General features: G+C 74.7%; 8 protein-coding genes. All 8 read left to right on the plus strand.

Annotated elements, in window-relative coordinates; genetic code table 11:
- From ABZ910_RS15095 to ABZ910_RS15130, 8 genes are read left to right on the plus strand one after another with little or no spacing between them, the layout of a single operon-like run.
- A complete protein-coding gene (locus ABZ910_RS15095) occupies nt 1–3,555 on the plus strand; it encodes an amino acid adenylation domain-containing protein (RefSeq protein WP_361363965.1) in 3,555 nt (1,184 codons plus the stop codon).
- Entirely contained in the window at nt 3,546–4,598 is a 1,053-nt protein-coding gene (locus ABZ910_RS15100) for a MupA/Atu3671 family FMN-dependent luciferase-like monooxygenase (protein WP_361363967.1), read from the plus strand. Before ABZ910_RS15095 ends, ABZ910_RS15100 begins: the two co-directional genes overlap by 10 nt.
- Nucleotides 4,595–9,262, plus strand: a complete 4,668-nt coding sequence (locus ABZ910_RS15105; protein WP_361363970.1) for an amino acid adenylation domain-containing protein — start codon at nt 4,595–4,597, stop codon at nt 9,260–9,262. The genes ABZ910_RS15100 and ABZ910_RS15105 overlap by 4 nt, the downstream gene beginning before the upstream one ends.
- On the plus strand, nt 9,259–13,200 hold the full coding sequence (locus ABZ910_RS15110) for an amino acid adenylation domain-containing protein (RefSeq protein WP_361363973.1): 3,942 nt from the start codon (nt 9,259–9,261) through the stop codon (nt 13,198–13,200). The genes ABZ910_RS15105 and ABZ910_RS15110 overlap by 4 nt, the downstream gene beginning before the upstream one ends.
- Nucleotides 13,197–16,484: an amino acid adenylation domain-containing protein gene (locus tag ABZ910_RS15115; RefSeq protein WP_361363975.1), complete on the plus strand. Its 3,288-nt coding sequence runs from the start codon at nt 13,197–13,199 to the stop codon at nt 16,482–16,484. The genes ABZ910_RS15110 and ABZ910_RS15115 overlap by 4 nt, the downstream gene beginning before the upstream one ends.
- Nucleotides 16,474–18,189: a beta-ketoacyl synthase N-terminal-like domain-containing protein gene (locus ABZ910_RS15120; RefSeq protein ID WP_361363978.1), complete on the plus strand. Its 1,716-nt coding sequence runs from the start codon at nt 16,474–16,476 to the stop codon at nt 18,187–18,189. The genes ABZ910_RS15115 and ABZ910_RS15120 overlap by 11 nt, the downstream gene beginning before the upstream one ends.
- Nucleotides 18,186–19,421: a cytochrome P450 gene (locus ABZ910_RS15125; protein ID WP_361363981.1), complete on the plus strand. Its 1,236-nt coding sequence runs from the start codon at nt 18,186–18,188 to the stop codon at nt 19,419–19,421. The genes ABZ910_RS15120 and ABZ910_RS15125 overlap by 4 nt, the downstream gene beginning before the upstream one ends.
- Nucleotides 19,418–20,179 carry an alpha/beta fold hydrolase gene (locus tag ABZ910_RS15130; RefSeq protein ID WP_361363984.1) on the plus strand — a complete coding sequence of 254 codons (762 nt, stop codon included), beginning with the start codon at nt 19,418–19,420 and terminating at the stop codon, nt 20,177–20,179. The genes ABZ910_RS15125 and ABZ910_RS15130 overlap by 4 nt, the downstream gene beginning before the upstream one ends.
- The last annotated feature ends 56 nt before the right edge of the window (nt 20,180–20,235 follow it).

Consider the following 20,235-nt stretch of genomic DNA (forward strand, 5'->3'; position numbering starts at 1 on the left):
ATGGGCGCTGTGCTGACAGCGGAGAGCGTGCACGAACGCTTCGACCGGCAGGCCGCCCGCGCCGCCGACGCGATCGCCCTGGTAGCCGACGATGAACGCGTCCCGTACGGGGACCTGAAAGCGTGCGCCGACCACCTCGCGGCACACCTGCGTTCGGCAGGCGTGCGCCCCGGAGACCTCGTCGGGGTCTGCCTGGAGCGCGGCGTGGACATGGTCGTCACGCTGCTGGCCGTCCTCAAGTCCGGGGCCGGCTACGCGATGCTCGACCCCGGCCTGCCGCTCGCGAGGCTCCGCGCGATGGTGGCCGACATGGGGGCCACGACCGTGGCGCACACGGCCCGGCACGCCGACATCGCGGCCCGGCTCGGGGAGGGCGTACGCCTCGTACCGGTGGACGGGCAGCCCACCGCGGCCGACTCTACGGAGATCAGGGCCACTTGGGACGGCGCGCCTTGCCCGGCTCGCCCCGATGGCATCGCCTGCGTGATGTTCACCTCGGGCTCCACCGGCCGCCCCAAGGGCATCGCCGCCCCCCACCACGCCCTCACCGCCACGCTCGTCGGCCAGGACTACGCGGGCTTCGGGCCGGGCTCCGTCTGGCTGCAGTGCGCCCCGGTCTCCTGGGACGCCTTCGCCCTGGAGCTGTGGGGGCCGCTGCTGAACGGCGGGACGTGTGTCCTGCACCCCGGCATGCGCCCCGACCCGCTGGTCCTGCGCCGGCTGGTCGCGCGGCACGGCATCACCGACCTGTACCTGTCGGCCGGCCTGTTCAACGTCGTCGTGGACGAGGTGCCCGGGGCGTTGGACGGGGTGCGCCGGGTCATCGTCGGCGGCGAGGCGCTGTCCGTCCCGCACGTCGCGGCCGCGCTGCGCGACTACCCGGGACTGCGGCTGCGCAACGGCTACGGCCCCGTCGAGGGCATGATCTTCCTGACGACGCACTCCGCGGACCCCGCCGAGGCGGCGGCCCCCGGCACCCGCTCCGTGCCCATCGGCCGCCCGCTCGCCCACAAGACGGTGCACGTCCTGGACGCGCGGCTGCGACCGGTGCCGGACGGCGCGGTGGGCGAGCTGTACGCCGCGGGCGCCGGACTCGCCCACGGCTACACGGGCCGGCCCGGCGCCACCGCCGAGCGTTTCGTGGCCAACCCCTACGGCCGCCCCGGCGAGCGCATGTACCGCACCGGCGATCTGGTACGACGACGCGCCGACGGGGCGCTGGAGTTCGTCGGCCGGGCCGACGACCAGGTGAAGGTCCGGGGCTTCCGGGTGGAGCCCGCCGAGGCCGAGGCCGTCCTCGCGCGCCACCCCGGCGTCGAGCGCGTCGCCGTCACGGCCCGTGCGGGGCACGAGGGCGAACTGCGGCTCGTGGCGTACGTGGTGCCGCGTGGCGGCGAACAGGCCCCGGACAGCGCACAGTTGCGCGCCCATGCCCGGCACACGATGCCGGACTTCATGGTCCCCGCCGTGTTCGTGCTCCTTGACGCCCTTCCTCTGCTGCCGAACGGCAAGCTCGACCGCGCGGCGCTGCCCGACCCCACGCCACCACCGGGTGACGACGTCCCGCCCGCCGACGCCGACGAGCCCCGAACCCCCGTCGAGAAGGCGCTGTGCACGCTGTTCGCCGAGGCCTTGGGCAGGCCTCAAGTCGGCCTGCACGACGACCTGTTCGCGCTCGGCGGCAACTCGCTGACGGTGGCCCGCATCCTCAGCCGCATCCACGCCGACCTCGGCGCCGAGATCGGCGTACGCACCCTGTTCGAGGCGCCCACCGTGGCCGGCATCGCGGCGCACCTGCGCGACGCCGCGACCGGACCGGCGCCGTCACCGGCCGCGCCGCGCCCCGACGTCCTCCCCCTGTCCTTCGCCCAGCGGCGCCTGTGGTTCCTCGACCGGACCGGGGCTTCGGTGGCGTACAACGTGCCGCTGCTGGCGCGGATCTCGGGCGAGGTGGACGCCGAGCGCCTGGAAGCGGCCATGGCAGCCGTGGCCGAGCGGCACGAGGCACTGCGCACGGTCTTTCCGCAGGACGACGAGGGCGAGCCGACCCAGCGCCCGCTGGACGGTCCCGAGGCCCGGCCCCGGCTGCGCCGCGCCCGCGTCGCCGAGGCCGAGTTCGAGGAACGGGTCGTCGAGGCAGCCCGTCACCGCTTCGACCTGGCCACCGAACCGCCCTGGCACGCCGTGCTGTTCAGCATCGACGACCGGCCCGGCGAGCACGCGCTCCTGGTGGTCATGCACCACATCGCCACCGACGGATGGTCGCTGGCGCCGCTCTTCGCGGACCTGTCGCGTGCCTACGCGGGAGAGCAACTGCCGCCCCTGCCTCTGCAATACGCCGACCATGCGCTACGGCAGCCACAACGGCTGGGCGAGCCGGGGGACCCCGGAAGCCGGGTGGCCCGCCAACTCGCCTACTGGCGGCAGCAATTGAGCGGCCTGCCTGCCGCCCCGGCGCTGCCGCGCCGTCCCGGGCACACCGCGAGCGGCGCCGGAGCGCGGGCGGCGACGACCGTGCGCCGCCTCGACGCGGCCGCCCACGCTCGGCTCGCCGGGCTCGGCCGGGCCCACGACGCCACCCTGTTCATGGTGCTGCACGCCGCCCTCGCCGCCGTACTCGACCGGGCGGCACCGGGCGCGGACATCGCGATCGGCGCGCCGGTGGCCGGCCGCGGCGGCGACCCGGCGGCGGACGCCCTCGTCGGCTTCTTCGTCAACCTGCTCGTCCTTCGCGCCGGCCCGCTCGACGACCCCACCGTCGGCGAGCTGCTCGCTCGCACACGCGCCTGCGACCTGGCCGCCTACGCGCATCAGGACGTCCCCTTCGAGCTGGTCGTCGACGAGCTCAACCCGCCCCGCCTGCCCGGCCATCACCCCTTCACGGACGTCGTCCTGGCGCTGCAGAACAACGCCTCCGCGGCGCTGGACCTGCCCGGCGCCGAGAGCAGCGTCGAGGTCGTGCGCACCGGGTCCGCCCGCTTCCAGCTGCTGGTCGACGTCACGGACACCTACGAGGCCGACGGCACACCGGCGGGGCTCACGGTGACCCTGGAACACCAGCGCGACGCCTTCGACACCGCCGTCACCGACTGGCTCGCCGACGCCTTCACGGCGTTGCTCACCGCGCTGCCCGCGGACCCGGACGCCAAGGTGTCGGACCTGCCGTCGCCCGAGCCGCCGTACCGGTCCGCGCCCGAGCCCGCCGCACCGGCACCGGAGCGGCCCGCGACTCCGGCCGCCGACGAGGTCGTGCGCCGCATCGCCGCTGTGTGGGAAGAGGTGCTGGACGTCCGGCGCGTCGGCCCGCACGACGACTTCTTCGACCTCGGCGGCAACTCGCTGCGCGCGGTGCGGGTGGCCGCCCGCCTGGCGACCCGCGAGACGCTGCCCGTCACCACCGCGCAGATCCTCGAGCACCCCACCCCCGCGGCCCTGGCCGCCGAACTCGCGCGTCACCCGCGGGGCCGCGGCGCGGACACGGCACACGACGCGCCGATCCCGAGGCGACGGCGCATCCCGAGACCCCACAAGAAGGGCACGGCACCGTGGAGTTGAGCGTGATGTTCTTCGGCGCGGACTCGGCCGCCGGGGCCGACGACCACGTGGCGAAGTACGAGGACGTCCTGGCCGTCGCGCGCTGCGCCGACGAGCTCGGCTTCGCCGCCCTCTGGACGCCGGAACGGCACTTCCAGGAGGTCGGCCAGATCTTCCCGAGCCCGCCCGTGCTCAGCTCCGCGCTGGCCGCGATCACGGAGCGGATCGCGCTGCGCGGCGGCAGCGTCGTCCTGCCCCTGCACCACCCGCTGCGCGTCGTCGAGGACTGGGCCGTCGTCGACAACCTCTCCCACGGACGCGCCGGGTTCTCGGTCGCCACCGGCTGGCACTCGGCCGACTTCGTGCTCGCCCCCGACCACTACGCGGACCGGCGCGAGCGTGCGCTCGGCGACATACCGCTGCTGCGGCGGCTGTGGGCGGGGGAGTCCGGGGAGTTCACCGACGGCACCGGGCGCCGCATCGCGGTGCGCCCGCAGCCCACCCCCGTACAGCCCGCGCTCCCGCTCTGGCTGACCACCTCCGGCTCGCCCGCGACCTGGGAGGCCGCCGGAGCACTGCGCACCGGCGTGCTGGGCGCCACCGTCGGGCAGAGCCGCACCGACCTGGCCGACCGGATCGCGCGCTACCGCGCCGCCTACGCCGCCGCCCCCGAGCAGCCCGGCACGGGCCCCACCGGCACGGTCACGCTCATGGCGCACACCTACGTCGGCGAGAGCGACGACGCGGTGCGGCGCCGCGTGGCGGCCCCCCTCATGTCGTACCTCCGCTCCTACCTGCGGCAGACGACCAGCAACCGGGGCGCGGACGGCGACACCGCACCGCTTCGCCCCCAACAGATCGACCAGCTCGCCGAGTTCGCCTTCCGGCGCTATCTGGCCTGGGGAAGCCTCCTCGGCTCGCCCGGCACCTGCGCCAAGATGCTCGCCGACCTGCGCGAACTCGGCTGTGACGAGGTGGCCTGCTTCGTCGACTTCGGACTCGGCCGGGACGAGGTCCTGGCGAGCCTGCACCGGCTGGCGGCACTGCGAAAGGACGTGGCATGACCTCCGCCTTCTCCCCACCGTCGGCGACCGACCGGTTCAGCGCTCTCAGCAGCGCCCAGCGCGTGCGGTTGCTGCGCCGCATGGTGGAGTCCGGGCGCCAGGACGCCCTCCCCGCCGTGGTGCCCCCGCGCGGCGACGACGGCCCGGTGCGGCTCAGCCCCGCCCAGGAGGACCTGTGGGTCTACGAGTCGCTGTATCCGCACACCGCGGCCCTCAACCTGTGCTGCGCCTACCACTTCGACGGCCCGGTGGACCCGGAGCAGCTGTCGGCGTCCCTCACCCACCTGCAGGACAACCACGACATCCTCCGGGCCCGCATCTCCGGCGAACCGGGCGACCTGTGGCTCGACTTCCCGCAGACCGGCTCCTTCGCGCTCGAACGGATCGACCTGCGAGGCACCGGCCGGGACCTCCATGAGGTCCTGGAGGAGTTCCGGCTGCGCACCTTCGACCTGACGAGCGGCGAGCGGCTGATCCGGGGCCGGTTCATCACGGTCGACGACGAGCGGTCCACGCTGGTCCTGGCCCTGCATCACATCGTCACGGACTGGTGGTCCTTCGATGTGCTGCACACCGAGTTCGCCGACATCTACCGGGCCGTGCGCGAGGGCAGCACCCTGCCGCCGCGCCCCGAGATCCAGTACGGCGACTTCGCGTCCTGGCAGCACGAGCTCGCGGAATCCGGGGTCTTCGACGCCCGCCTCGACTTCTGGGCGCGCTACCTCGCCCGGCCCCCGGCCCCGCTGGCGATACCCGGCGCGGCGGCCGGGGGCGCGGAATTCGGCATCGCGCAGGTGCCGTTCGGGGTGGACGCGGAGACCGAGCGTGCCGTACGGGCCCTGGCCCGGTCCCACGGCACCACGGTGTACGGCGTGCTGATCGCGGCGTTCGCCGTCTTCGCCTCCCGCCTCACCGGCACCGACGACCTGGTGCTCGGCACGCCCACCGCCAACCGCGCGGCCAAGGGCCTCGAACGGGTCATCGGCTATGTCATGAACGCCCTCCCGACGCGCTGGCGGATCGGCGCCGACGACACCTTCACCCAGCTGATCGGCCGCTTCGCTGCGGACTTCCCTCAGGTCCTCGCCAACGGGGACGTGCCGGTCGGCCGGATCGTCGCGCGGACGGCGCCGGACCGCAGCGCCGGCCAATCACCCCTCTTCCAGTGGGTGTTCATGTACCTGCCGCGGCAGCGGAGCGTCGGCCGGCTCCGCGAGTTCTCCCAGCCCGAGCGCATCCACACGGGCGGCGAACACGACCTCGTCGGCATCGTGCAGGACGCCGACGACGGCTTCTGCGGAACGCTGGAGGTGCGGACCGACCGCTATGACCCGGCGGCCGTGCGGCACTGGGCGGACGGCTTCGCCGCCCTCCTGGCCCGCCTGGTCGCGGCCCCGGACACGCCGGTGAGCGGCCACGACCTGCTGACGCGCCACGAGCGGGAACGGCTGCTGCCCGAGCCCGCGCAGCCGCGTGCCGCCGAGCCCGTCCTGACATTGCCCGGCCTGGTCGACCGGTGCGTCGCGCGTACGCCCGAGGCACCGGCGCTCGAAGCCGGCGCGACGACCCTGACGTATCGCCAACTGGCTGATCGATCCGCCGGATTGGCCGGACGTCTGGCCAAGCTCGGGGCCGGACCGGGCCGGACGGTGGCCCTCGCCCTCGGCCGCTCGGCCGCGGCGACGGTGGCGGCGCTCGCCGTGCAGCGGACGGGAGCCGCCTATGTGCCGCTCGACCCGGCGTATCCGGCGGACCGCCTGCGCCACATGCTCACCGACGCCGCCCCGGCCGTCCTGGTCACCGAGCCCGGCGCGCGACCGCCGTACGCGCCCGACGACCTGCCCGTCCTCGAACTCGACGCGGCCGCCTACGAGGCGGAGCCCCTGCCGCCGCATGCCGTGGCGCCCGGTGACGCCGCGTACGTCATCTACACCTCCGGCTCCACCGGCCGGCCCAAGGGCGTCGTGGTGCCGCATGCCGGCATCGCGGCGCTGGCACGCGGCTTCGCCGACCGGTTCGGCGTCGACGAGCACAGCCGCGTGCTCCAGCTCAGCTCCCCGTCGTTCGACATCTCCGTCGCCGAGGCGGCGATGGCCTTCGACCGCGGCGCCACCCTCGTCGTCGCCCCTGCCGGGCCGCTGGCCGGGGAAGCCCTGACCGCGGCCTTGCGCGAACTGCGGATCACGGCAGCTCTGCTGCCCCCGGCCCTCCTCGACGGGGCGTCCGCCGAGGGGTGTCCCGACCTGCGCACGCTGTGCGTGGGCGCCGATGTCTGCCCACCCGAGCTCGTCGCCCGATGGACGGTGGACGGGCGCCGGGTCCTCAACGCCTACGGCCCGACCGAGGCCACCGTCGGCGTCACCGTCTCGGACCCCCTCCCCGGTGACGGCACTCCGCCGCCCATCGGCCGGCCGATCGACTCGGCCCGTGTGTACGTGCTCGATGCCGATCTGCTGCCCGTTCCCATGGGCGTGCGCGGCGAGTTGTACCTCGCGGGCGACGGCCTCGCCCGGGGCTACCTCGGGATGCCGGGAACGACCGCCGAACGGTTCGTCCCCGACCCCTACGGCCCGCCCGGGGCCCGCATGTACCGCACCGGTGACCTCGCGCGCCGCCGCCCGGACGGCCAGCTCGACTACCTGGGACGCGGCGACGACCAGGTCAAGCTCAACGGGCTGCGCATCGAGCCCGGCGAGATCGAGGCGGTGCTCGCCGCACACCCGGGCGTGGCCCGCGCGATCGTGGTCGTACGCGACGATCTGCCCGGCTCCCGCCGCCTCGTGGCCTACACGGTGCCCCGGCAGGGACAGTCGGTCGACCCGCGGGCGCTGCGCGAGCACGCCGCCGCCCTGCTGCCCAGCGGCATGGTGCCGACGGCGTACGTCGCACTGGACGAGGTGCCGCTGACGCCCTCCGGCAAGACGGACCGGGCGGCGCTGCCCGCCCCGACGACGCGGCCGCACCCGGTGGCCGACGGCGGCGACGCTCCGGCGTCGCCCCGGGAAGCCACGCTGTGCGCGCTGTTCGCCGTGGTGCTCGGCCGGGGCGCCGTCCCCGTCGATGCGGACTTCTTCGAGTGCGGCGGCGACAGCATCATGGCCATCCATCTGGCCGTCCGCGCCCGGGCGGAGGGACTGGAGTTCACACCGGCCGACGTCTTCACCGCCCGGACCCCCGCGCGGCTGGCCGCGGCCGCCCGCACGACGGCATCGCAGACCGCCGACGCGGAGGACACCGACACGGCGGGCCCGATGCCGCTCACGCCGATGATGCACTGGCTGCGCGAACAGGCAGACGTGCTCGATCACTTCACCATGACGGCCCTGCTGCCGGTGCCCGCCGGCCTCGACACCGCCCGGATCACCACGGCGCTGCACCGGCTGACCGAGCGTCATGCGGCCCTGCGACTACGACTGACCGACGGGGGAGCCGACGGCGCGTGGGACCTGGAGACGCTGCCGGACCAGGGGCACCCCGGTGACGTCCCAGACGTCGTCCGCGTGGACGCCGCGGGCATGGGCGAGGCGGCCGTCCGCGCTGCCGCCCGAAACACCCTGCCGTCTCTGGGACTTGACCTCGCGCGCGGACAGACGATCCGTGCCGTGTGGTACGACGGCGGACCCGGCCGCGGAGGCCGGTTGCTGGTGAACCTGCACCACCTCGCCGTCGACGCGGTGTCGCTGCGGACGCTCGGCGCCGAGCTGACCGAGCTGCTGCACGGGCGCGAGCCCGCCGCCATCTCCGGTACGCCGTACCGTCGTTGGGCTGAGCTGCTCCACGAGGAGGCACGCCGCTACGAGGACACGGACACCGAAGTGGCGTGGTGGGAACGGGTGTTGTCCACCCCGGACGCCCGCCTCACGTCGGCCCCCGTCGACGGGCGCCGGGCCGTCGTGACCGTCGAGGTGCCCCCGTCGATCGCCGCCCCGGTGCTCGACCGGCTGCCCGCCGCCTACCACTGCGGCCCCGACGTGGTGCTCCTGACGGCACTCGCGGTGGCCGCCGCCCGCCGCCGCGCCGCGGTCGGCGACACGGGCGCGCGGGCCCTGCTCGTCGACGTCGAAGGACACGGCCGTGACGGGCTGCGCACCGCCGATGTGGCAGCCACCGTCGGATGGTTCACCCGGCAGCACCCGGTGCTGCTCGACCCCGGCGCCGCCGACACGGCCGACCTCCGGGCCGATGGCGCCGAGCGGGCGCTCAAGCAGGTGAAGGAACAGCTGCGCGGCGTGCCCGGAGACGGCCTCGGCTGGGGGCTGCTGCGCTACCTGAACCCGGACACCGCGCCTCGCCTCGCCGCGCTGCCGACACCCGACGTGCGCTTCAACTACCTGGGCCGGACGACCCCGCCGTCACAGACCGACACCGAGGGGCTCGAACTGCTCGGCATGGAGAGCGACGCGCTGCCGCTCGCGCACGCCGTCGAGGTGGACGTGATCGCCGAGGAACGGGCCGACGGACCCCACCTGGTGGCCAGTTGGTCCTACGCGGATGCCTCGCTCGGCGAGGACGAGGTCCGCAAGCTCACCGAGGTGTGGACGGAGGCGCTCGCCCTGCTCGCCGAGTACGGCACACAGGAAGGCGCGGGCGGCTTCACCGCCTCCGACTTCCCCCTGGTCGACCTGAGCCAGGACCAGCTCGACCTGCTGGAGGAAGACCTGTGAGCGGCGGTCGACTGGCGGATGTGCTGCCCCTGTCGCCCGCGCAGGAGGGGCTGTACTTCCACGCCGCACTCGCCGCCGAGGACGCCGATCCGTATCTGGTCCAGGTACGGGTGCGGGTGGACGATCCGTTGGACGCCCCGCGCATGCGCGACGCCGTGGCCGCCCTGCTGGAGCGCCACCCCAACCTGCGTGCCTGCTTTCGGCACCGGGGCCTCGGCCAGCCGGTCCAGCTCATCCCACGGCGGGCCGAGGTGCCGTGGACCGAGGCGGACCTGTCCGGGCTCCGTGCCGCGCAGGCCGAGGAGGAGCTGGAGCGGATGCTGGCCGCGGACCGGCTGCGGGGCTTCGACATCGCCCGGCCGCCGCTGCTGCGCGGCATGCTGCTGCACCGGGACGACGGCGCCGACGTCGTGCTCACCCTGCATCACATCCTGATCGACGGCTGGTCCATGCCGGTTCTCGCGCAAGAGCTCGCCGCCCTCTACGAAGGCGGTCCCGTCCTGCCGCCCGCCCCGCCCTACCGCGACTATCTGGGCTGGCTGCACGGGCAGGACCCGGCCGCCGCGCGCGCCGCCTGGCGCGAAGCCCTCGCCGGGCTCGGACCGCCGTCCCTGCTGACGGCGCACCGGAGTTCGGCCGGACAGGCGGTCGGCGCCCTGGGCGTTCGGACGGACCCCACCCGCGACGCTCCGACGGTCGGCACCCTCGACGTCGAGCTGTCCGGCGAGTCGAGCGCGGCGCTCACGCGCACCGCCCGCGCCGCCGGCTGCACGGTGGGCACCCTGGCACAGGTCGCCTGGGGCCTGGTCCTCGCGCGGAGCACCGGCCGTGACGACGTGGTGTTCGGCGGGGTGGTGTCGGGGCGCCCGGCCGGGCTGCCCGGCGTCGAGTCGATGGTCGGGCTGTTCCTCAACACGCTGCCGGTGCGGGTACGTCTGCGCCGCGGCGAGACGGTGCGGGAGCTGCTCGCCCGCATCCAGGACGAGCAGCAACGGCTCATGCCGTACCACCAGGTGCGGCTCGCGGACGTGCAGCGGGACGCCGAGGTCGACGAACTCTTCGACACGGTGCTGGCGTTCGAGAACTACCCCCGCGGCGGCCTCACCGCGGGCGGCGGCACACGCCTGGTCGACACGCGGGACGCCACGCACTACCCGCTGGCGATCGCCGTGGTCGCCGGTGACCGCTGGCTGCTGCGACTGAACCACCGGGGCGGCATCGACGCCGAGGGCCTCGCCCGGCGGCTGGTGCGAGCCTTCGAGGAGCTGACCGCGGACGGCGCGCTCACGACACCGGCCCACGAGATCGACGTACTGCCGCCGCCCGAGCGCGCCCGGCTGCTGGCCCACGGCCGCGGTACGGAGCGCGCCGGGCGGCAGCCCACCACGATCCCGGCCCGCTTCGCCGCCCAGGTGGCCAGGACCCCGGACGCGCCCGCCGTGGAGGCGCCGGACCAGGTCCTCACCTACGAGGAACTCGACTCCGCTGCCGCGCAGTTGGCGGGCCGCCTGGCGGCAGCGGGCGCGGGCGCGGAGACACCGGTGGCCCTGCTGCTGCCCCGCTCGCCCGATCTGGTGACCGCCCAGCTCGCGGTCGCGCGCGTAGGCGGGTACTACGTGCCCCTGGACCCGGCCCACCCGCGCGACCGTCTCGTCCGCCTGCTGCGCGAGTGCGGTGCGGGCCTCGTCGTGACGCGGCGACGTCCCGACTGGCTACCGGAGGACGTCGAGACGGTACCGGTGGCCGGGAGCGGTCCGGAGACCGCCGCCACCGCGGCCTGCCACCCCGACTCCGCGGCGTACCTCATGTTCACCTCCGGCTCGACCGGCCGGCCCAAGGGCGTGGTCACCACGCAGCGGGCCGTCGTGGAGCTCGCCGCCGACGGCCGGTTCGCGGGCGGAGCCCACCGCCGTGTGCTGTTCCACAGCCCGCACACCTTCGACGCCGCGACCTACGAGGTGTGGGTGCCGCTGCTCAACGGCGGCACCGTCGTCATCGGACCGCGCGTCGAGCCGTCGATGCTCGGGCGGACGCTGGCCGAGCACCGCGTCACCGCGCTGTGGCTGACCGCCGAGCTCTTCCGCGTCGTCGCCGACCTCGCCCCGGACGCGCTCCAGGGGCTGCGCCAGGTATGGGCCGGGGGAGACGTCCTCTCGCCGGAAGCGGTGCGCCGGGTGCGTGACCGCTGCCCCGGCACGGAGGTCGTCAACGGCTACGGCCCCACCGAGACCACGGTGTTCGCCGCCGGCCACCGTGTGACCGGCGCCGTGCCCGCGCCGGTCCCCATCGGCCGGCCGCTCGACCACACCCGCGCGTACGTGCTGGACGCCCATCTGCGCCCCGTTCCCGCGGGCACCACCGGCGAGCTCTACCTCGCGGGCGGCGGCCTGGCCCGGGGCTACCACCGCCACCCCGCCGACACCGCCGAGCGGTTCGTCGCCGACCCCTACGGGCCGCCGGGCGCCCGCATGTACCGCACCGGCGACCTCGCGCGCTGGACCGACGACGGGCTGTTGCACTTCGCGGGGCGCGCCGACGCCCAGCTGAAGGTCCGAGGCCACCGCATCGAGCCCGGCGAGGTCGAGGCCGCGCTGGAAGCCTGCCGAGGCGTGGAGCGCGCCGTCGTCACCGCGCGCCCGGACGCCTCCGCCGGCAAGCGGCTCGTCGCGCATCTGGTGCTGACGGTGGACGGTGACCTCGACGAGGTCAGGCGGCACGCCTCCCGCACGCTGCCGTCCCATCTGCTCCCGTCCCTGTGGGGCGTGCTCGACGAGGTGCCGCTCACCCGGCACGGCAAGGTCGACCGGACCGCGCTCGGCGACGTCGTACCGGCGCCCGCCGATGCCGCGGCGCCCGTCGCGCCGGCCGACGATCGGGAGCGCACGCTCTGCGCGCTCTTCGCCGACGTCCTCGGCCTGCCCGAAGCCGCCGCGGACACCGACTTCTTCGCCGCGGGCGGCCACTCCCTGTTGGCCCTGCGCCTGTGCGCCGGGATCGAGAGCGAGTGCGGCGCCCGCGTGCCCGTCGGCGTCCTCTTCGACGCCCGTACGCCCGCCGCGCTCGCCGCACACCTGGAGCGTCAGGAGCGCGGCGTCGCCGCCGAGGGCGGATCGCGCAGCCTCGCCCCCGTGCTCACCCTGCGCTCCGGCGAGCGCGGCCCCGCCCTCTTCTGTCTGCACTCCGGGCTCGGCCTCGCCTGGGCCTACACCGTGCTGCTGCCCCATCTCCCCCCGGACCAGGCCGTCCACGCGCTGCAGCCCACGGTGCTGGGAAGCCCCGGCGCGCCGCTGCCGGACGGTGTCGCCGAGCTCGCCGACGCGTACACGGCCCGCATCCGCGCGCTCCAGCCCGAGGGACCGTACGCGCTGCTCGGGCACTCCTTCGGCGGACTGCTCGCTTTCGAACTGGCCGCCCGGCTGCGCCGCGACGGACAGGAGGTGGCCCTGACCGCGGTGCTGGACTACGTCCCCATGCCGCCCGAGGCCGCCGCGGAACCCTTCGACGAGGACGCCATCGATCAGGAGACGCTGCGCATCCTGCTGCGTCACGCCGCCCCCGACGCGCCCCGCCCGCCGGGCCGCCTCGACCCCGCGGCCGTCTTCGCGACCCTCCGCCGGCACACCAGCGCCTTCGCGGACCACAGCGAAGAGCAGCTGTCCGGGCTGCTGCGGATGCGCGCCCGGCACATCCGGCTCGCCCTCGACTGGCAGCCGCCGGCGTACGACGGCCGTGTGCTGCTGGTGTCCGCCGACAAGGAGCCGCACGGGCCGTCCACCGTGGAGAAGGCGGATGCCTGGCGCGGCACCGGCGCCCTCGTCGACGTACACGAACTGCCCTGTGAACACGCCCAGATGCTGACACCCGAGTACGCCCCTCGGATCGCCTCCGCCGTGAACGCCGCGCTGTGGGGGCCGACCGCCGCGGGAGGACTGACGTGATCTACGAGTTTCCGCTGTCGCCCGCCCAGGGCCGGCTGCTGGTCCTCGACCAACTGCACCCGGGCACGGCCCAGTACAACGTGCCCGCCGGTTTCAGTGTGCACGGGACCTTCGACCCGGAGGCGTTCCACCGGGCCGTCGACGCGATCGTGGCCCGCCACGAGTCGCTGCGCACGGTCTTCCGCCCCGCCGAGACGGCCGACGGCGGACCGCCGGTACAGGTGGTGGGGGCGGATCAGCGCGCCGATGTGACCCTCGAACGGGACGTTCCGGTGGCCGAGGTGCGGGCGCGGATGCTCGCCGAGGCGGCCCGGCCCTTCGACACCGCGGCCGGTCCGCTGCTGCGCTGCCGGGTGTACGCGGTAGCCGACGGCAGCCACCGGGTGCTGCTCGTCGCACACCACATCGTGTGCGACGGCTGGTCGCTGCAACTGATGCTGCGCGAACTGTCCGACGCCTACACGGCCGAAACGGCCGGACGTCCCTGGGGCGCGCCCGAACCGGAGCTGCAGTACCCGGACTTCGCCGCCTGGCAGCACGAGCGCCTCACCTCCGGCGGCTACGCGCGTGCCGTCGACGTCTGGGCGCGGCAGCTGCGCGGAGCGCCCGCCACCACCGCCCTGCCGGCGGACCGGCTCCTGCCGCCGCGCCGGACCACCGCGGGCGGCATCGAACGGTTCGTGCTGCCGCCCGAGACCCGGTCACGGCTGGAGAAGGTGGCGCGCGCCCACGGAGGCACGCCGTTCATGGCGCTGTTCGCGGCCTTCGCCGCCTTCCTCGGGCGCCTGTGCGGCCAGGACGACCTGGTGGTGGGGGTGCCGGTGGCGGGCCGGGACCGGTCCGAACTGCACGACATGGTGGGCATGCTCACCAACACCCTCGCGGTCCGCGCCGACCTGACCGGCACCCCGGACTTCGGCGAGCTCATCGAGCGGGTCCGCTCCCGGTTCCTCGCCGGGCAGCCGTACCAGGACGCGCCGTTCGAGGCGGTCGTGGAGGCCGTGGCCCCCGACCGCGCCGCCGGGCACGAGCCCCTCGTCCAGGTGATGTTCGCCTACGACGACGACACCGAGATGGTGCTCACGCTGCCCGGCGCCGAGGTACGGCGCGTCGAACTGCCGCTGGACGTGGCCAAGTTCGACCTGCTGCTGTACGTGGAGCGGTGGGGCGAGGACCTGGTGGCGCAGTTCATCTACTCGGCCGACCTGCTCGGCCCGGACACGGTCCGCCGCTGGGTCGCCAACTTCACCACCTTTCTCGACCAGTTGCTCGCCGAGCCCGGAACGCCGCTGTCCGCCCTCGGCGTGCTGCCGCCGGACGAGCTGTCCGAGATCCTGCGCGCCGCCGACCGCACCGCGGAGGCCGCACCGCACCTGCCCCTGGTGCCGGACCTGGTGGCGGCCCAGGCTGAACGGCGCCCCGATGCCACGGCCGTCGTGTGCGGGCCCACACGCCTGACCTACCGGGAACTGCTGCACCGCGCGGACACGCTCGCGGCCCGGCTGCGTGCGGCCGGAGTGGGGCCCGAGGTGCCGGTAGGACTGCTGCTGCCCCGCTCGGCGGACATGGGGGCGGCCGCCCTGGCCGTGCTGCGGGCCGGCGGCGCGTACGTCCCGCTGGACCCGGGGCATCCGAGCGCCCGGCTCGCGTACATGGTCGAGGACTCCGGGATGCGGCTGCTGATCGCCGCCGCGGAGACCGCCGAGGCGGCCCAGGGGCTCGGCGTCGAGGTGCTGCGCGTCGACACCGACGCCGCCACCACCCCCGCCCCGCCGGACCCGGACACCCACGAGGCGCTTCGCCCCCACCACCTGGCCTACCTCCTCTACACCTCGGGCTCCACCGGCACCCCCAAGGGCGTCGCCGTCGACCACCGCGCCCTGGCCAACCTCTGCCAGGCCGTCCGCCCGGCCTTTCCGGTCGGCCCGGACGACCGCGTGCTGCAGTACGTCAACTTCGGGTTCGACGTGGCCGTCTCCGACCTCTTCTTCTCCTGGACGGCCGGTGCCGAACTGCACATCGCCGGGCCCGACGAGCGGCTGGGGGAGGGCCTGCTGGCCCGGCTGCGGGACTCCCGTATCACCTACGCCTTCCTGCCGCCGTCCGCGGCCATGTCCGTACCGGGGCCCGGTGACCGCCTGCCCGAGCTGCGCACCCTCGCCGTCGGGGGCGAGGCCTGTCCCGCGGAGCTCGTGGAGCGGTGGGCGGCCCCGGGCCGCCGCATCGTGGACGCGTACGGGCCGAGCGAGGCCACGGTGTACGCGACCACCGCGGACCTCGCACCGGGCGAACCGGTGGTCATCGGACGGCCCGTGCCCGGTGCCCGCGTCCATGTGCTCGACGCCCGGCTGCGGCCGGTGCCGGTCGGCGCGGTCGGCGAGATCTACGTCTCCGGTGCCTCACTCGGCCGCGGCTACGCCGGCCGCCCCGCGCTGACGGCCCAGCGGTTCGTTCCCGACCCCTGCGGGCCGCCGGGCTCCCGGATGTACCGCACGGGAGACCTCGGCCGCCGTGACGCCGGCGGCATGCTGCACTATCTCGGCCGGGTCGACACCCAGGTCAAGGTGCGCGGCTTCCGCGTCGAACTCGGCGAGATCGAGAGCGTGTTGGCGAGCCACGCCGAGGTCGCCGTGGCCGCGGCGGCGGTGCGCGGGGACCCCGCCGACCGGCACCTGGTCGCGTACGTGGTCGGCCGTGACGGCAGCCGGCCGAGCAGCGGTGCGCTGCGCACCCATCTCGCCGAGCAGCTGCCCGGCTACATGGTGCCGGACCGCTTCGTCCTCCTGGACTCCCTGCCGTTGAACCGTTCCGGCAAGATCGACCGCGCACGGCTGCCGGACCCGCCGGCCCAACTCCCCGACGAGGGACGGCCCTACGCCGCGCCCGAGACCGCCACCGAACGCAAGGTCGCCGAGGTGTGGGCGCGGGTGCTCGGCCACGACCGGATCGGAGCCCACGACAACTTCTTCGACAGGGGCGGCAATTCGGTGCGCCTGCTCGCCGTCCTGGCCGCGCTGCGGGCGATGGAGGAGGGCCGCGGGGAAGGCCCCGAGCTGGGCATCGTCGACCTGTTCCGCCTCCCGACCGTGGCCGCCCTGGCCGCTCACCTCGACCGCCGCGCCGAAGCCGCGGCCAGGCCCGACGCGGACGGGCCCGATGCTGCCGGACCCGACGCGGCCGGGCCCCGCGCCGACCTCGTCCCCGCACAGCGCAGAGGCCAGGACCGGCGCGCCCGCCTGATGGCCGTCAGACGTTCCCGAACCGGAGAGACGCATGATGACTGACGCTCACCCCCCAGCCCCCGGCGCCGTCGCCGTCATCGGCATGAGCGGCCGCTTCCCCGGCGCGCCGAGTCTCGCCGCGTACTGGGACAACCTCCGTACGGGCGCCTGCTCCCTCACCGACTTCAGCGAGGCGGAGCTCGTGGCCGCCGGTGTCGACGCGTCGCAGGTGCGGCGCCCCGAGTACGTGCGGACCAAGGGCTGGCTCGCCGACGCCGACCGCTTCGACCACGCCCACTTCGGCTTCAACAAGGCCGAGGCGGCCGCCCTCGACCCGCAAGCCCGGCTGCTGCTCGAAACCGCCTGGTCGACGCTGGAGGACGGGGGCCACGACCCGCGCAACCCGCCCCTGCGCACCGGCGTCTACGTCGGCGGCGGCGTCACGGAGCACATGCTCGCCGCCCACACCGATCCGGCGCTCGGCGCCGCCCTCGGCGGGCTGCAGATCCGCATCCTGACCGACCGGGAGTTCCTCGCCCCGTGGATCTCCTACCGGCTCGGCCTCCAGGGCCCCGGCGTCGGCGTCCAGACCGCCTGCTCCACCTCCCTGTCCGCCGTCCATCTCGCCACACAGGCGCTGCTGCTCGGCGAGTGCGACGCCGCGCTGGCCGGGGGAGCGTCCGTGGACGCGGTGGCGCCGCGCGGCTATCTCCACCAGCCGGGCGGCATCTACTCGCCCGACGGGCGCTGCCGCCCCTTCGACGAGCGTGCCGCGGGCACGGTGCCCGGCAACGGGGTGGGCCTGGTGCTGCTGCGCCGCCTCGACGACGCGCTGGCCGACGGCGACCCGATCCGCGCGGTGATCCGCGGTACGGCCATGACGAACGACGGCGCCCGCAAGGTGGGGTTCACGGCTCCCGGAGTCGAGGGCCAGACCGCGGCGATCGTCGAGGCGTGGGCGGCGGCCGGGCTCGACCCGGCGCAGGCGCAGTACCTCGAAGCCCACGGCACCGGCACCGAACTCGGCGACCAGGTGGAGATCTCCGCGGCCGCGGCCGCCTTCGCCGACGCGGCACCGAACCGGATCGTGCTCGGCTCGGTCAAGGCCAACATCGGCCACCTTGACGCGGCCGCGGGCGTCGCCGCCCTGGTGAAGACGGCGCTGATGCTGCAGCACCGCACGCTCGTGCCCAGCCACGGCGTCACGCGCCCGAACCCCAAACTGGGGCTGGAGAGCGGGCCGTTCCGCCTGGTGCGGGAGGCGGAGGAGTGGACCACCCCGGACGGCACACCGCGCCGTGCGGGCGTGACCTGTGTCGGCATCGGGGGCACGAACGTCCACCTCGTGCTCGAAGAGGCCCCGCGGCCCCTCCCGGGAAGCGCCCGCCGTACGCCCGTACGCACGCACACCTTCGACTCGCAGCCCTTCGGAGCCCTCTCCCTACGCCCGGACGAGGGCACCGAGGCAGACACCCGGGCCGAGGACACGGCGGCGGAGGACCTCAAGGCGTGGCTGGCCGGGCTGTTCACCGACGCGCTCGGACTCGACGGCCCGGACGACCTCGCCCGCACCTACTTCGCCTGCGGTGGTGACTCGCTCACCGCCGTCCACCTCGTCGGCCAGATCAGCGACGGCCGCGGCCTCAACGTGCCGCTCACGCTCTTCCTGGACGACGTGCCGTTGCGTGAACTCATCGACAGGATCGCCGAGGACAGCACCGCCGACCCCCTCGACTCCTTCCTCGACGAGATCGAGGCCGAGCGGTGAGCGCGGCCGTGGACGTCGACCTGCTCGACCCCGGGCTGCACGCTCGGGGCGAACTCGACGCCTACTGGCGGCGGATGCGGCGGGACGACCCCGTGAGCCGGCATCCGGTCGGCGGCGGCGCCCGGGCGTTCTGGGCGGTGGCCCGGCACGCCGACGCGCAAGCCGTCGTGCGGGACACCCGGCGCTTCACCTCGGCGGGCGGCAACATGCTCGGCACGCTGCTCGGCGGGGGCGATCCCGCCGCGGGCCGGATGGTCGTCGTCACGGACGGGCCGTTCCACACCGCTCTGCGCCGCCTGCTCGCCCGCGGGTTCGGCCCGCGCGCCCTCGGCCCGGTCGCCCGCACCGTCGAGCGGGCGACGCGCGCCCTCCTCGGGGCCTTCGTCGAGCGCGGCGGCGGGGACTTCGTGGCCGAGGTCGCCGCCCGGATCCCACTGCGGGCGATCTGCGAACTGCTCGGCGTGCCCACCGCCGACCAGGAACGCGTGCTGCGGCTCACCAACGCGGCGATGCTCACCGAGCAGAGCAGCGACGCGGCGGCCGAGCCGGCGATCGAGCAGCGCATCGCACGGAACGAGATCCTTCTCTACTACACGCGGCTGGCGGCCGAGCGACGGCAGGCGCCGGGCAGCGACATCATCAGCCTGCTCGTCGAACCCGGCCCCGAGGGACGCTCGTTGACCGACGAGGAGGTGCTTCTCAACTGCTACAACCTCATCATCGGCGGGGACGAGACCGCCCGACTGGCGATGGCCGAGGGGATCCGTGCCCTGACGGAGCACCCGGATCAGTGGCAACGACTCCGCGACGAACCCGAGTTGACGGTGTCGGGCACGGAGGAGATCCTGCGCTGGTCGACACCGGTGGTGCACATCGGCCGCAGGGCCACCCACGACACGGAGCTCGCGGGCCGGACCATCGCGGCCGGAGACGTCGTGACCGTCTGGAACACCTCCGCCAACCGCGACGAGGCGGCCTTCGCCGACCCCGGCATCTTCGACCTCGCCCGGCAGCCGAACCAGCATCTGACCTTCGGGTACGGCCCCCACTTCTGCGTGGGAGCGGAACTGGCCCGCATCGAGATCCGGGCGCTGCTGACCGAGCTGCGCCGGACCGTCTCGGCCGTCGAGGTCGTCGGTCCCGTGCCCGCACTCGTCTCGAACTTCCTGCGCGGCCCGGCCGCCCTGCCCGTGGCACTGACCCCCAAGAAACAGCCCCAGGAGTCCTCTTGAGCACGTGGATACGGCGCTTTCACGCGGCGCCCGAAGCCGAGGTCCAGCTGGTCTGCTTTCCGCACGCCGGCGGCACTGCCAGCACCTACCACCCGCTGTCCGCACTGCTCGGCGGGGCGGTGGAGACGCTCGCGGTGCAGTATCCGGGGCGGCACGACCGCCATGGCGACGCCTGGGCCCGTGAGGTCGCCCGCGCCGTCGACGCCGTGGTGTCGGATCTGCGGGCCCAGGCGTCGCCGCACCGGCGGCTCGCGCTGTTCGGACACAGCATGGGGTCGGTCCTCGCGTTCGAGACCGCCCGGCGTCTGGAACGCGACGGGCGCACGCTCGCCGGCGTCTTCGTCTCGGGCCGGCACGCGCCCGCCGTGCCCTGGCCGCCCCCGGGCGCTCCGGCGCCGCACGAACTGGACGACCGGGACCTGGTGCGCGAAGTGCGGATGCTGTCGGGAACGCCCGAAGAGGTGCTGAACGAGCCGGAGTTGCTGCGGCTGGCCCTGCCCGTCCTGCGGGCCGACTACCGCATGCTGGCGGCCTACGCCTACGAGGAGGGGCCGAAGCTGGAGTGCCCGATCGTGGCGCTCACCGGTGACAGCGATCCCCGGGTCGGGGTCTCCAGGATGCGCGAATGGGAGCGCGAGACGAACGGGCGTTTCGAGTTGCATGTGTTTCCCGGCGGCCACTTCTATCTTCACGATCAGCTGCCACAGGTCGTGAAGGCCGTCACCGACGCTCTCATTCCCTCCGGCGTGGGCCGATGAGAGTGCCAGTACCCCGGACCAAAGTGCGTGACCTCGGTCCGGGGTATTACCGCCCC

Origin of the sequence: Streptomyces sp. NPDC046805 (genome assembly GCF_040645355.1) — a bacterium.
In the GTDB taxonomy this organism is placed as follows: domain Bacteria; phylum Actinomycetota; class Actinomycetes; order Streptomycetales; family Streptomycetaceae; genus Streptomyces.

Bases quoted from the DNA above. Each gene is read 5' to 3' on its own strand.
- ABZ910_RS15095 (WP_361363965.1), top strand. From the start codon at position 1: ATGGGCGCTGTGCTGACAGCGGAGAGCGTGCACGAACGCTTCGACCGG.
- ABZ910_RS15105 (WP_361363970.1), top strand. From the start codon at position 4,595: ATGACCTCCGCCTTCTCCCCACCGTCGGCGACCGACCGGTTCAGCGCT.
- ABZ910_RS15120 (WP_361363978.1), top strand. From the start codon at position 16,474: ATGATGACTGACGCTCACCCCCCAGCCCCCGGCGCCGTCGCCGTCATC.